We start from the raw sequence: 14,403 nt of genomic DNA, 5'->3' as shown, positions 1-14,403 counted from the left end.
TCGGTCGGGGACGAAAGTCTTGGGAGTAGCGTGTCTACGGTGTACGAGCAGCGGGTGGCCGGGGTCACCGGCCTCGGTCAGGACTCGGGCCTCAGCCCGGGTGATTTGGCGGCCAAGTACGGGTTGACCGTCAGCGGGCGCCGCCCCGGCGCGGTGGAGTACGCCCGGCAGCTGTGGGGGAGGCGCCACTTCATCGTGGCCTACTCCACGGCGAAGCTGAGCGCGATGTACACCACGGCCAAGCTCGGCCAGGTCTGGCAGGTCATGACGCCGCTGCTGAACGCGGCCGTCTACTACCTGATCTTCGGTCTGCTGCTGGGGACCAAGCGTGACATTCCCAACTTCATCGCCTACCTCTGCACCGGCGTCTTCGTCTTCCAGTTCACCCAGTCCGCGGTGCTGAACGGGACCCGGGCGATCGCTGGCAACCTCGGTCTGATCCGGGCCCTGCACTTCCCGCGGGCCTGCATGCCGATCGCCTCCACCCTGATCCAGCTGCAGCAGCTGCTGTTCTCGATGGGCGTGCTCGGCGTGATCGTGCTGGCCACCGGCGAGCCGCTGACGCTGCGCTGGCTGCTGCTGGTGCCGGTGCTGCTGCTGCAGTCCGTCTTCAACACCGGCGTGGCGATGTTCATGGCCAGGATCGGGGCCAAGACGACCGACCTGGCGCAGCTGATGCCCTTCATCATCCGCACCTGGATGTACATGTCGGGCATCTTCTGGAGCATCTCGTCCATCACCGACCACGCCCCGCACTGGGTGACGCTGGTGATCGAGGCCAACCCGGCGCTGATCTTCATCAGCCTGATGCGCTACGCCCTGCTCGACTCCTACCCCGCCAGCAATCTCCCGGCGCACGTCTGGCCGATGGCCCTGGCCTGGGCGGTCGTGATCGGCATCGGTGGATACCTGTTCTTCTGGAAGGCAGAGGAGGAGTACGGCCGTGGCTGAGACTTCGACGGATGTGAGCGTGGACGCGAACGTGGACGCCAACGTGAGTGCCGACAGCGCGCCGGAGCCGGCCCCGGTCGAGGCCCGGACGCCGACGGTGATCGTGGACGACGTCCACATCATCTACAAGGTCTACGGCGGCGGCAGCGGCAAGGGCTCGGCCACCTCGGCCCTCTCCCGGATCGTGCGGCGCAAGGCCTCCCCGGCGATCACCGAGGTGCACGCGGTGCGCGGGATCAGCTTCACCGCCTACAAGGGCGAGGCGGTGGGCCTGATCGGCTCCAACGGCTCCGGGAAGTCGACCACCCTGTCCGCGGTCGCCGGCCTGCTGCCGACGGCCTCGGGGGCGATCTACACCGACGGGCAGCCCTCGCTGCTCGGGGTGAACGCGGCGATGATGAACGACCTCAGCGGCGAGCGGAACGTGGTCCTCGGCTGCCTGGCGATGGGGATGAGCTACGCCGAGGTGCGCGAGCGCTACCAGGAGATCGTGGACTTCTCCGGGATCAACGAGAAGGGCGACTTCATCTCGCTGCCGATGCGGACCTACTCCTCCGGCATGGCGGCGCGACTGCGGTTCTCGATCGCGGCGGCCAAGACCCACGACGTGCTGCTGATCGACGAGGCGCTGTCGACCGGTGACGCCTCGTTCCAGCGCCGCAGCGAGGCCCGGATCAAGGAACTGCGCAAGCAGGCCGGCACGGTCTTCCTGGTGTCGCACAGCAGCGCGTCGATCCGGGACACCTGCGACCGGACCATCTGGCTGGAGCACGGCGTGATCAGGGCCGACGGCCCGACCAACGAGATCGTGAACGAGTACGAGGCCTGGATGAAGAAGAGGTAAGCACGGGACAAGAGTCCTTGCGGCAGGATTGGTGACGATGTGACAGCCCGTTCGCACCACCCCGGCGACGGGTTGTCACACCAGAGTCCTAAGCTATGGACAAGATCCCCCCGGATCGTCTCCGGGTGTGTCCGCTGTGGGCAGGTCGTGAAGATCGGTGTAGAACGGGGGGGTGGCGGTCATGACAGTGCGTCGGCAGACTCTGGATCAGGTGGGGCCAGGCGCTGTGCTGGACAAGGCGGACCGGGAGAACTTCCCCGTCGCCCCTTTCTTCATGCCCCCCGTGATGCGCACCGGGCTGATGGCCGTCTACGGCTTCGCCCGGCTGGTCGACGACGCGGGTGACGGCGATCTCGCCGACCCCGCGGACACCGCCGCCACCCTCGGCCTCGCCCCGGTGCCCGCCCCCGCCGACGCCGCGGCGGAGACCGCCTTCCGGCTGGCTCTGCTCGACGGCCTCGAAGCCGATCTCGACCGGGTGTTCGAAACCGTCCTCGGCTCGCCCGGCGCCCGGCCGCCGCGGCATCCGCTGCTGGCCGCGCTGGTCCCGGTGGTGGACGCGCACGGCCTCACCCCCGAGCCGTTCCGGGCGCTGATCCAGGCCAACCGGGTCGACCAGGTCACCACCCGCTACGCCGACTTCGACGCGCTGCTGGGCTACTGCGAGCTCTCCGCCAACCCGGTCGGGCTGCTGGTGCTGCAGCTGGCCGGGCTGGCCACCCCCGAGCGGATCCGCCGCTCCGACGCGATCTGCAGCGCGCTCCAGGTGGTCGAACACCTGCAGGACGTCGCCGAGGACCGCGGCAACGGCCGGATCTACCTTCCGCTGGCCGACCTCGAACGCTTTGGCGTCGCCGAGTCCGACCTGGACGCCCCGCACGCCGGGCCCGCCCTCCGTGCCCTGATCGGGTACGAGGCGCAGCGTGCCCGCGAGCTGCTGGACCAGGGAGCCCCGCTGGTCGGCTCGGTCGGCGGCCGGCTCCGGCTGCTGCTGGCCGGCTTCGCGGCCGGCGGCTACGCCGCCCTCGACGCCGTCGCGGCGGTCGACAACGATGTGCTGGCCGGGGCGCCCAAGCCCCGCAAGAGCCGCCTCCTGCGTGAGGTCGCGGCGACATTGGTGAGAGGAAGGTGAGTCGGCGAATGGAGGGCTCCTCAGAGGGTTCGCTACTGGTCTCCCGGCCGGTGTCCCCGCAGGCCGCGGCGGCGTACCGGTACTGCGAGGCGGTGACCGGCGCGCAGGCGCGCAACTTCTCGTACGGGATCAGGCTGCTGCCCGGCGCCAAGCGCCAGGCCATGTCCGCGATCTACGCGCTGGCCCGGCGGATCGACGACATCGGCGACGGCGACTGGCCCGACGAGCGCAAGGCCGAGTACCTGGGCCGGACCAGGACACTGCTGGACGAGGTCCGCGAGGGCGGGGTCGACCCGCTGGACACCGACCCGGTGAAACTGGCGCTGGCCGACGCCTGCTCCCGCTTCGCGATCCCGCTGGACGCCTTCGACGAGCTGATCGACGGCGTGGAGATGGACGTCAGGGGCACCGACTACCAGACGTTCGAACAGCTGCGGGTCTACTGCCGCTGCGTGGCCGGCACGGTCGGCCGGCTCTCGCTCGGCGTGTTCGGCTGCGCCGACCCCAAGCGCGGGGCCGAGTTCGCCGACACCCTGGGCCTGGGCCTGCAGCTCACCAACATCCTCCGCGACGTCCGCGAGGACGCCGCCAACGGGCGTACCTACCTCCCGGCCGAGGATCTGGCCAGGTTCGGCTGCGAGCAGGGCTTCGGCGGCAGTCCGGCCCCGGACGCGGACTTCCGCGGCCTGGTGCTGTTCGAGGCGCGCCGGGCCCAGGAGTACTTCGACGAGGGGCTGCTGCTGCTGCCGATGCTGGACCGCCGCAGTCGGGCCTGTGTGGCGGCGATGGCCGGGATCTACCACCGGCTGCTGGAGCGGATCGTGCGCGAGCCCGAGGCCGTGCTCCGGGGCCGGATGTCCCTTCCGGCCTGGGAGAAGGCCTATGTGGCGTTCGCCGGTCTCGCCGGAGGGCGTGCTTCTTGAGACAGGTGCCGCGGGCCCGTCGGATGCTGACGACGTGGCGTGGTGCGTTTGTCACACAGAGTTGCCGGGGAGTCACCAGAGCAGACAACGAGGGTGCGGTACGAGCGGTACGAACCGGGACACGAACAGGGAGAGGCGCATGAACGGGCGGACGGCCGTGGTCGTCGGCGGGGGGCTCGCGGGGATCACCGCGGCGCTCCGCCTCGCGGACGCGGGAATGGCGGTCACCCTGGTCGAGGCGCGCCCCCGGCTCGGGGGCTGGCCTTCTCCTTCAAGCGCGGGGAGCTCTGGGTCGACAACGGCCAGCATGTGTTCCTGCGCTGCTGCACGGCCTACCGCGGTCTGCTGCAGCGGCTCGGGGTGACCGACCAGGTGGAGATCCAGCCCCGGCTGGACGTCCCGGTGCGGGACGTCGCCACCGGGCGGACCGGGTCGCTGCGCCGGGCCGGGCTGCCGGTGCCGCTGCACCTGGTGAAGAGCCTGGCGCTGTACCCGCACATGAGCCTGGCCGACAAGGCGGCCACAGGCCGCGCCGCGCTGGCGCTGCGCGGCCTCGACCTGGACGATCCGGCCCTGGACGAGGAGTCCTTCGGCGCCTGGCTGCGCCGGCACGGCCAGTCCGACCGCGCGGTGGAGTCGCTCTGGGACCTGGTCGGGGTGGCCACCCTGAACGCCACCGCGGAGGAGTCCTCGCTGGCGCTGGCGGCGATGGTGTTCAAGACCGGACTGCTGAGCGACCCGGGCGCCTCCGACATCGGTTTCGCCAAGGTGCCGCTGGGCGCGCTGCACGACGAGGCGGCGCGCGCGGTGCTGGAACGCGCCGGGGTGCGGGTGCTGCTGCGGGCGCGGGTGGCGGAGGTCAAGGCCAGCTCGCCGCGCGGCCACAGCGTGCTGCTGGAGGGCGAGCGCCTGGACGGCGGCGCGGAGCGGATCGAGGACGTGGACGCGCTGGTGCTCGCGGTGGCCCAGGACGCCGCCCACGAGCTGCTGCCGCCGGGCAGCCTGGAGCACCCCGAACGGCTGCTCGAACTCGACTACGCGCCGATCCTGAACGTCCATGTGGTCTACGACCGGGTGGTGCTGGACCGGCCGTTCCTGGCCGCTCTCGGCTCGCCGATCCAGTGGGTGTTCGACCGCACCCGGCACTCCGGGCTGCGCGGCCCGGGCCAGTACCTGGCCCTGTCCCAGTCCGCCGTGCGGGACGAGATCGACCTGCCGGTGGCCGAGCTGCGGCAGCGCTATCTGCCGGAACTGGAGCGGCTGCTGCCGGCGTCCAGAGAGGCATCGGTCACCGAGTTCTTCGTCACCAGGGAGCGCACCGCGACCTTCGCACCAGCACCGGGGTCCGCCAGGCTGCGGCCCTCTGCCCGTACCCTCAGTCCCGGCCTGTACCTGGCCGGGGCATGGACCGCCACCGGCTGGCCCGCGACCATGGAGGGCGCTGTTCGCAGCGGCAACTCCGCGGCCCGGGCGGCCCTCATGGATTTCAGCGGCACGAACTGACGGACCGTAGACAGGTTGGTTATGACAGCGACAGCAGTGCCCCTGACGAACAACCAGAACGGAGAGGGAGCAAGCGTGGTTTCGAGCCCTGAAGAGACCCGCCCGGTGCGGCCGGTCGGGTCGTCGGTGGATGTGCGGGCCCTGCTCGAACGAGGACGAACCCTCTGCACTCCCGTCCTGCGGGAGGCCATCGGACGACTGGCAGCACCCATGGACCGGGTCTCCGCCTACCACTTCGGCTGGACCGACGCCGAGGGGCGTCCCACCGAGGGCGACGGCGGCAAGGCGGTGCGCCCGGCGCTGGCGCTGCTCTCCGCCCAGGCGGCCGGGGTCCCGGCCGAGATCGGCATCCCCGGCGGGGTCGCGGTCGAACTGGTGCACAACTTCTCGCTGCTGCACGACGACCTGATGGACGGCGACGAGCAGCGCCGGCACCGGGCCACGGTGTGGACGGTGTTCGGCCCGGCCCAGGCGATCCTGGTCGGTGACGCGATGTTCGCGCTGGCCAACGAGGTGCTGCTGGAGGCCGCCGACAACGGCGGCGCCACCGGCGTGGACGCGGGGCGCGCGGTGCAGCGGCTCACCCTGGCCACCCGCAAACTGATCGACGGTCAGGCCCAGGACCTCTCCTTCGAGCACCGCGACCGGGTCAGCGTCGAGGAGTGCCTGGAGATGGAGGGCAACAAGACCGGCGCCCTGCTCGCCGCCTCGGCCTCGGTCGGCGCGGTGCTCGCCGGGATCGACGACGCCGGCGCCGACGCGCTGGAGCGCTACGGCTACCACCTGGGCCTGGCCTTCCAGGCGGTGGACGACCTGCTGGGGATCTGGGGCGCCACCGAGGTCACCGGAAAGCCCAACTTCGGCGACCTGCGGCAGCGCAAGAAGTCGCTCCCGGTCTCGGCCGCGCTGGCTGAGGGGGGCCGGGCCTCGGTCCGGCTGGCCGAGCTGCTGGCCGACCCGGAGGGACGCGGTGACGAGGACGAGGAACAACTCGCGGTCCGCGCGGCTTTGATCGAGGAGGCGGGCGGTCGTGCCTGGACCGCCGAGGAGGCACGCCGCCAGCACCGGACCGCGCTGGCAGCCCTCGACGAGGTACCCATGTCCGCCGTCGTTCGGGAGCAGTTCGCAGCGCTCGCCGAATTCGTCGTGGTCAGGGAGAGGTGACGGGATGACAGCAACCGCGGACGGCCGGCTCGACCCACAGTACGAGGCAGAGCCGGCCGCGGAGAGCAGTACCGCCGAGGAGGGGGAGGGGCCCGAATCGGAGTCAGCGGCGGCGGAGCCGGCCGGGACGGTCCGGGACGTGCGCGCGCTGGCGGCCGAGACGCTGGAGCGGGCCACCGCCCACCTGCTCGGCCTGCAGGACGCCGAGGGCTGGTGGAAGGGCAACCTGGAGACCAACGTCACCATGGACGCCGAGGACCTGCTGCTGCGTCAGTTCCTGGGGATCAGGACGGAGGAGCAGACCCGCGCCACCGCCGACTGGATCCGCTCCCAGCAGCAGCCGGACGGCACCTGGGCCACCTTCTACGGGGGCCCCGCCGAGCTGTCCACCACGGTCGAGGCGTATGTCGCGCTGAAGCTGGCCGGGGACGACCCGCAGGCCCCGCACATGCTCAGGGCCGCCGGGTTCGTCCGCGCGCAGGGGGGCCTCGCCGCGGCCAGGGTGTTCACCAGGATCTGGCTGGCGCTGTTCGGCTGGTGGCCCTGGGACCGGCTGCCGGAGCTCCCGCCCGAGGTCATCTTCCTGCCCCGCGGCTTCCCGCTGAACATCTACTCGTTCGGCTGCTGGGCCCGGCAGACCATCGTGCCGCTGACCGTGGTCTCGGCGCACCGCCCGGTCCGCCCGGCCCCGTTCGACCTGGACGAGCTGCACGCCGACCGGGCCGACCCGTACCCGGTCCGGCCGTTCGCCGCCCCGTACACCTGGGACGGCGTGTTCGAGCGGCTCGACCGGGTGCTGCACCTGTACCACCGGATGCCGGTCCGCCCGGTCCGCCGGATGGCCCTCAGCCAGGCCGCCAAGTGGATCGTGGACCGGCAGGAGGCCGACGGCTGCTGGGGCGGGATCCAGCCCCCCGCGGTCTACTCGCTGATCGCCCTGCACCTGCTCGGCTACCCGCTGGACCACCCGGTGATGGAGGCCGGACTGGCCGCGTTCGAACGCTTCACCGTGCACACCGACGAGGGGCACCGCTGGATCGAGGCCTGCCAGTCCCCGGTCTGGGACACCTGCCTGGCCGTGGTCGCGCTGGCCGACGCCGGGCTGCCCAAGGACCACCCGGCGCTGGTCAGCGCCAGCGACTGGATGCTGGGCGAGGAGATCACCAGCCCGGGGGACTGGGCCGTGCAGCGGCCCGAGCTCAGCCCGGGCGGCTGGGCCTTCGAGTTCGAGAACGACAACTACCCCGACATCGACGACACCGCCGAGGTGGTGCTGGCCCTGCGCCGGGTGCAGCACCCGGAGCCCGCGCGGGTGGACGCGGCGGTGGAGCGCGGGGTCCAGTGGACCATGGGCATGCAGTCCAAGAACGGCGCCTGGGCCGCGTTCGACGTGGACAACACCAGCACCCTGCCCAACAAGCTGCCGTTCTGCGACTTCGGCGAGGTGGTCGACCCGCCGTCGGCCGATGTCACCGCCCATGTGGTGGAGATGCTCGCCGCGGTCGGCCGGGCCGGCGACCCGCGGGTGCGTCGGGGCATCGACTGGCTGCTGCGCGAGCAGGAGGAGGACGGCTCCTGGTTCGGCCGTTGGGGCACCAACTACATCTACGGGGTCGGCTCGGTCCTCCCCGCGCTGGTCGCGGCCGGGCTCCCGGCCGGCCACCAGGCGATCCGCCGTGCCGTGGAGTGGCTGGAGCAGCACCAGAACGCGGACGGCGGCTGGGGCGAGGACATGCGCTCCTACAGCGACCGCAGCTGGGCCGGCCGGGGCACCTCCACCGCCTCGCAGACCGCCTGGGCGCTGATGGCGCTGCTCGCGGCCGGCGAGACCGGCGAGGTGGTCGACCGGGGTATCGGCTGGCTGGCCGCCACCCAGCTCCCCGAGGGCACCTGGGACGAGCCGGAGTTCACCGGGACCGGCTTCCCCTGGGACTTCTCCATCAACTACAACCTCTACCGGCTGGTGTTCCCGGTCACCGCACTCGGCCGCTACCTCCATGGAACCCCGGAGCTGGACGGAGGCGTCCCCTCCGACGAGCGGGCCGCGATGGCCCGGCTCACCGCCGAGCTTCCGCCCCCGGCACGGCTGCTGCCGTCGCTGACCGGAAGGCGGTCGCGGTGAGGGCGGTCGAGATGAAGGTGTCACCGACATGACCAAGGAGCCCGCCAGACCGGGGGCCGCAGGCCCGGAGCCGGAACCCGGGCCGCTGCTGCTCGCCTGCGCGCTGACCGCCGAACAGGCGGCTCTGCGCGCGGGCGCGCGCTCCGCGGCCGGGACCACCCTGCTCCGTACCGGGATGGGCCAGCAGCGGGCGCGACGCTCCGTCAGCGACGCGCTGGCGCAGGGGGCGCGCGCTCCCGGCGCGTTCCTCTTCGCGGGCTTCGGAGCTGCGGTGGGACCGGGAATACAGCCCGGAGACGTCCTGGTTGCCACTGAGGTGCGCGATGCCGACAGTGGATCGATCGAACTACCGTGCCCGGATGCGCTCGCCGGGGCACTGCGCCATGTCGGGCTGACCGTGCACACCGGTCCGCTGTTCAGCGCGGAGCGGGTGGTGCGGGGGGCCCGGCGGGCGACCCTGCATGCCGAAGGCGTGCTGGGCGTGGAGATGGAGACGGCCGGGGCGCTGCTGGCCCTGCCCGGGGGACGCCGGCCGCGGCCGTGCGGGTGGTGGTGGACACCCCCGAGCACGAGCTGCTGCGTCCCGGCATCCTGCTCCACGGCCTGCGCGCCTGGCGCGCCCTTCGCACCGCCGCCCCCGTCCTCGCCACCTGGTACCTCTGAAAGGCTCGGTACAACGCATGACCGCGATCTCGCTCGGAATGCCGTCCGCTCCGCTCAAGCCGCTTGCTGTGCGGCGGAAGAGTCGTCAGATCATGGTCGGCAGTGTGGCGGTGGGTGGGGATGCGCCGATCTCGGTGCAGTCGATGACCACGACGGTGACCTCGGACATCAATGCGACGTTGCAGCAGATCGCTGAGTTGACGGCGTCGGGGTGTCAGATCGTGCGGGTGGCGTGTCCCTCGCAGGATGATGCTGATGCGTTGGCGACGATCGCGCGCAAGTCGCAGATTCCGGTGATCGCGGATATTCACTTCCAGCCGAAGTACGTGTTCGCGGCGATCGACGCGGGGTGTGCGGCGGTGCGGGTGAATCCGGGGAACATTCGGCAGTTCGACGACAAGGTCAAGGAGATCGCGCGGGCGGCGGGGGCGGCGGGGGTGCCGATCCGGATCGGGGTGAACGCGGGTTCGCTGGATGCGCGGCTTTTGGCGAAGTACGGGAAGGCGACGCCGGAGGCTCTGGTGGAGTCGGCGTTGTGGGAGTGCTCGTTGTTCGAGGAGCACGGGTTCCGGGACATCAAGATCTCGGTGAAGCACAACGACCCGGTGGTGATGATCGCGGCGTACCGGCTGCTGGCGGCGTCGTGCGACTATCCGCTGCACCTGGGGGTGACCGAGGCGGGTCCCTCGTTCCAGGGGACGATCAAGTCGGCGGTGGCGTTCGGGGCGCTGCTGTCGGAGGGGATCGGGGACACGATCCGGGTCTCGTTGTCGGCTCCGCCGGCGGAGGAGATCAAGGTGGGGAATCAGATCCTGGAGTCGTTGAATCTGCGGCAGCGGGGTCTGGAGATCGTGTCCTGCCCGTCCTGTGGGCGGGCGCAGGTGGATGTGTACAAGTTGGCGGAGGAGGTCACCGCGGGGCTTGAGGGCATGGAGGTGCCGCTGCGGGTGGCCGTGATGGGCTGTGTCGTCAATGGTCCCGGTGAGGCGCGTGAGGCGGATCTGGGGGTGGCGTCGGGCAATGGCAAGGGGCAGATCTTCGTCAAGGGCGAGGTGATCAAGACTGTGCCGGAATCCAAGATCGTGGAGACGCTGATCGAGGGGGCACTGAAGTTGGCGGAGCAGATGCAGGATGCGGGCGTCGCCTCGGGCGAGCCCACCGTCGCCGTCAGCTGACGGACCCTCCGGACCAGAACGGCCAACCGACCTGCCGCAGAACGAAGGTGATCCCATGTCGCTACTGGAGTCCATCCAAGGCCCCGCCGATCTTCGGATGCTCCCCGCAGCCGAGCTCCCCAGGCTCGCGGAGGAGATCCGCGACTTTCTGATCGAGGCCGTCACCCGAACGGGCGGACACCTCGGTCCCAACCTCGGCGTGGTCGAGCTCACCATCGCGCTGCACCGCGTCTTCGACTCCCCGAAGGACCGGATCCTCTTCGACACCGGCCACCAGAGCTACGTCCACAAGCTGCTCACCGGCCGTCAGGACTTCACCCGGCTCAAGGCCAGGGGCGGCCTGTCCGGCTACCCCTCCCGGGCCGAGTCCGCGCACGACGTGATCGAGAACTCGCACGCCTCCACCGTCCTCGGCTACGCCGACGGCCTGGCCAAGGCCAACCAGCTGCAGGGCCACGAGGACCGCACCGTGGTCGCGGTGATCGGCGACGGCGCGCTCACCGGCGGCATGGCCTGGGAGGCCCTGAACAACATCGCCGAGTCGGTGGACCGTCCGCTGGTGATCGTGGTCAACGACAACGAGCGCTCCTACGCCCCCACCATCGGCGGCATGGCGAACCACCTGGCCACCCTGCGCACCACCCAGGGCTATGAGCGCTTCCTGTCCTGGGGCAAGGAGACGCTGCAGCGCACCCCGGCCTTCGGCACCCCGATCTACGAGGCCCTGCACGGAGCGAAGAAGGGCTTCAAGGACGCGGTCGCCCCGCAGGGCATGTTCGAGGACCTGGGGCTGAAGTACATCGGCCCGATCGACGGCCACGACACCCCGGCCCTGGAGTCCGCGCTCAAGCGCGCCAAGGGCTTCGGCGGTCCGGTCATCGTGCACTGCCTCACCGAGAAGGGGCGCGGCTACCGCCCGGCCGAGCTGGACGAGGCCGACCACTTCCACCAGGTCGGCGCGATCGACCCGATCACCTGCGAGCCGTTGCGCCCGTCCAGCGGCATCTCCTGGACCTCGGTGTTCGGCACCGAGCTGGTCGCGATCGGCAAGGAGCGCCCCGACGTGGTGGCGATCACCGCCGCGATGCTGCAGCCGGTCGGCCTCGGCAAGTTCGCCAAGGAGTTCCCCGACCGGATCTTCGACGTCGGCATCGCCGAGCAGCACGCCACCGTCAGCGCGGCCGGTCTTGCCACCGGCGGGCTGCACCCGGTGGTCGCGGTCTACGCGACCTTCCTGAACCGGGCCTTCGACCAGGTGCTGATGGACGTGGCGCTGCACAAGTGCGGGGTCACCTTCGTGCTGGACCGGGCCGGCGTCACCGGCACCGACGGGGCCAGCCACAACGGCATGTGGGACATGTCGATCCTGCAGGTCGTGCCCGGGCTGCGGATCGCCGCCCCGCGCGACGCCGACCAACTGCGCGCCGAACTGCGCGAGGCCCTGGCCGTCGACGACGCCCCCACCGTGGTCCGCTTCCCCAAGGCCGAGGTCGGCCCGCCGATCCCCGCGGTCGAGCGGATCGGCGGGGTCGACGTGCTGCTGCGGACCGCGGCGCCGGGCAGCGCCCCGGACATCCTGCTGGTCGCGGTCGGCACCATGGCCCCGGCCTGTCTGGACGCCGCGGCGCTGCTGACCGCCGACGGGCTCACCGCCACCGTGGTCGATCCGCGCTGGGTCAAGCCGGTCGATCCGGCGCTGACCGAGCTGGCCGCCCGGCACCGGCTGGTGGTCACGGTCGAGGACAACGGGCGGGTGGGCGGGGTCGGCGCGGCCGTGGCGATGGCGCTGCGGGACGCCGAGATCGACGTCCCGACACGGGAGCTCGGGATCCCCCAGCAGTTCCTCACCCATGCCAGCAGGAGTGAGATCCTGGACGAGATCGGGCTCACCGGGCCCGGTATCGCGGCGCAGACGGCGGGGTTCGCCAAGGCGATCGGCCTCGGCCGCCAGCAGGAGACACGGGTACCGAGCAGCATCACAGGAGGGGATTCCCAGCGTGGCATCTGACACGGCAGCACCGCTCTCGGCGGCATCGGACGCGGCCCCGGACACAGTGCCGGACCCGGCGCCGACGGCCAAGCCGTTCGACGTGGCCGCCCTGCTCGCGGAGCGCGGCGCGGAGCGCTACAAGCTGCACAGCGAGTACCTGAACCACCAGCTGCCGCGGATGCTGCACACCATCGGCTTCGACAAGGTGTACGAGCGGGCCCAGGGCGCCTACTTCTACGACGCCGAGGGCAACGACTACCTCGACATGCTGGCCGGCTTCGGCATCTTCGCCCTCGGCCGGCACCACCCGGTGGTCCGCGACGCGGTGCACCAGGTGATGGACCTGGACCTGGCCGACCTGACCCGGTTCGACTGCCAGCCGCTGCCGGGGCTGCTCGCCGAGAAGCTGCTCTCGTACACCCCGCACCTGGACCGGGTGTTCTTCGGCAACAGCGGGACCGAGGCGGTCGAGACCGCGCTGAAGTTCGCCCGCTACGCCACCGGCAAGCGCCGCGTGCTCTACTGCGACCACGCCTTCCACGGGCTGACCACGGGCTCGCTCTCGGTCAACGGCGAGGACGGCTTCCGCAAGGGCTTCGCCCCGCTGCTGCCGGACACGGCGCTGCCGCTGGGCGACCTGGCCGCGCTGGAGCGCGAGCTGAAGAAGGGCGATGTCGCCGCCCTGATCGTGGAGCCGATCCAGGGCAAGGGGGTGCACGCCACCCCGCCCGGCTACCTCAAGGCCGCTCAGGAGCTGCTGCACAAGCACAAGGCGCTGCTGATCGCCGACGAGGTGCAGACCGGCATCGGCCGCACCGGTGACTTCTTCGCCTACCAGCACGAGGACGGGGTGGAACCCGACCTGGTCTGCGCGGCCAAGGCGCTCTCCGGCGGCTACGTGCCGGTCGGGGCGACCCTGGGCAAGGCCTGGATCTTCGAGAAGGTGTACTCCTCGATGGACCGGGTGCTGGTGCACTCCGCCAGTTTCGGCTCCAACGCCCAGGCCATGGCGGCGGGGCTCGCCACCCTGCACGTCATGGAGGACGAGCAGGTGGTGGCGAACGCCCGCCGGGTCGGCGACCTGTTCCGGGAACGGCTCAGCGCGCTGAAGCCCAGGTACGAGATGCTGGCCGACGTCCGCGGCCGCGGCCTGATGATCGGCATCGAGTTCGGCCGCCCGCAGTCGCTGAAGCTGCGCACCGGCTGGACGGCGCTGCAGGCCGCCCGCAAGGGGCTGTTCGCCCAGATGGTCGTGGTGCCGCTGATGCAGAAGCACCGGATCCTGACCCAGGTCTCGGGGGACCATCTGGAGGTCATCAAGCTGATCCCGCCGCTCACCATCGGCGAGGCCGAGGTGGACCGCTTCGTCGACGCCTTCGCCGAGATCATGGACGAGGCCCACAGCGGCACCGGCCTGATGCGGGACTTCGGCCGCACCCTGATCAAGCAGGCCGTCGCCAACCGCTAGACCTGCCGGGGCCCGGAGTCCGGGCCTCAGACCTCGAGGTTCTCCTCGATCTGCTTCATCCGGTGCCGCGCCAGCGCGAGGTTGGCGCGGACCCGGTCGAGGGCCAGGTAGAGGAAGATGCCCTTGCTGCTGTGCCGGGTCAGCGGTCGGATGATGTGGTACTGGTTGGTCAGGGTGATCAGGATGTCCTCGATCGTCTCGTTGTGGAGATTGAGCATCTCCATGGTCCGCATCTTGGCGCGGACCACGTCGGTGTTGCCCGCGGCGGCGACGTTGAGGTCGAGCTCCTTGGTGGCACCGAGGGTGCCCAGGGCCAGGCCGCTGCTGTAGTCGACGATCGCCACGCCCAGCGCTCCATCGACGCTCATGGCCTCTTTGAGTGCGGTCTCCATGTTCGACATGTCCGGGCATCCTCCTGGAACGGGTCAACAATCGCGTGGACCGTTCGTGGCCCCCGCTCTTACCGAC

At 71.0% G+C, this 14,403-nt stretch carries 10 protein-coding genes and 2 pseudogenes; 11 read left to right on the top strand and 1 reads right to left on the bottom strand.

Translation table 11 applies throughout. From position 1 onward, the window contains the following. The first annotated feature begins 54 nt into the window (after positions 1-54). The 11 genes and pseudogenes from ACXKR8_RS11415 (at position 55) to ACXKR8_RS11365 (ending at position 13,935) form a co-directional block, all read left to right on the top strand. Complete coding sequence (locus ACXKR8_RS11415; RefSeq protein WP_458274953.1) at positions 55-951, top strand: ABC transporter permease; 897 nt, start codon at positions 55-57, stop codon at positions 949-951. 43 nt (positions 952-994) lie between these two features. Beyond that, positions 995-1,795: an ABC transporter ATP-binding protein gene (locus tag ACXKR8_RS11410; protein ID WP_458274952.1), complete on the top strand. Its 801-nt coding sequence runs from the start codon at positions 995-997 to the stop codon at positions 1,793-1,795. Between the two features lie 181 nt (positions 1,796-1,976). Then, entirely contained in the window at positions 1,977-2,927 is a 951-nt protein-coding gene (gene hpnC / locus ACXKR8_RS11405; RefSeq protein ID WP_458272789.1) for a squalene synthase HpnC, read from the top strand. An 8-nt stretch (positions 2,928-2,935) separates the two neighbouring features. Further along, a complete protein-coding gene (hpnD, locus tag ACXKR8_RS11400; RefSeq protein WP_458272788.1) occupies positions 2,936-3,850 on the top strand; it encodes a presqualene diphosphate synthase HpnD in 915 nt (304 codons plus the stop codon). 139 nt (positions 3,851-3,989) lie between these two features. After that, positions 3,990-5,353 (top strand): annotated as a pseudogene (gene hpnE / locus ACXKR8_RS11395) (hydroxysqualene dehydroxylase HpnE). 75 nt (positions 5,354-5,428) lie between these two features. Next, entirely contained in the window at positions 5,429-6,517 is a 1,089-nt protein-coding gene (locus tag ACXKR8_RS11390; RefSeq protein WP_458272786.1) for a polyprenyl synthetase family protein, read from the top strand. Between the two features lie 4 nt (positions 6,518-6,521). Further along, positions 6,522-8,639 (top strand): squalene--hopene cyclase, encoded by a 2,118-nt coding sequence (gene shc / locus ACXKR8_RS11385; RefSeq protein WP_458272785.1) that lies wholly within the window; start codon positions 6,522-6,524, stop codon positions 8,637-8,639. Positions 8,640-8,667: 28 nt separating this feature from the next. Then, a pseudogene (locus ACXKR8_RS11380) lies at positions 8,668-9,081 on the top strand (1-hydroxy-2-methyl-2-butenyl 4-diphosphate reductase); the annotation flags it as partial. Between the two features lie 238 nt (positions 9,082-9,319). Continuing rightward, positions 9,320-10,477 (top strand): flavodoxin-dependent (E)-4-hydroxy-3-methylbut-2-enyl-diphosphate synthase, encoded by a 1,158-nt coding sequence (gene ispG / locus ACXKR8_RS11375; protein ID WP_458272783.1) that lies wholly within the window; start codon positions 9,320-9,322, stop codon positions 10,475-10,477. A 55-nt stretch (positions 10,478-10,532) separates the two neighbouring features. Further along, positions 10,533-12,485, top strand: coding sequence for a 1-deoxy-D-xylulose-5-phosphate synthase (gene dxs, locus ACXKR8_RS11370; RefSeq protein WP_458272782.1), 1,953 nt, complete (start codon positions 10,533-10,535; stop codon positions 12,483-12,485). Between the two features lie 46 nt (positions 12,486-12,531). Further along, on the top strand, positions 12,532-13,935 hold the full coding sequence (locus tag ACXKR8_RS11365; RefSeq protein WP_458274951.1) for an aspartate aminotransferase family protein: 1,404 nt from the start codon (positions 12,532-12,534) through the stop codon (positions 13,933-13,935). Positions 13,936-13,961: 26 nt separating this feature from the next. On the opposite strand, the gene ACXKR8_RS11360 is transcribed toward ACXKR8_RS11365, so the two are convergent. Next, a complete protein-coding gene (locus ACXKR8_RS11360; protein WP_458272781.1) occupies positions 13,962-14,336 on the bottom strand; it encodes a hypothetical protein in 375 nt (124 codons plus the stop codon). Between the last annotated feature and the right edge of the window lie 67 nt (positions 14,337-14,403).

The sequence above is a fragment of the Streptacidiphilus sp. PAMC 29251 genome (genome assembly GCF_054208735.2).
This window is presented reverse-complemented; position numbering and strand designations above follow the sequence as displayed.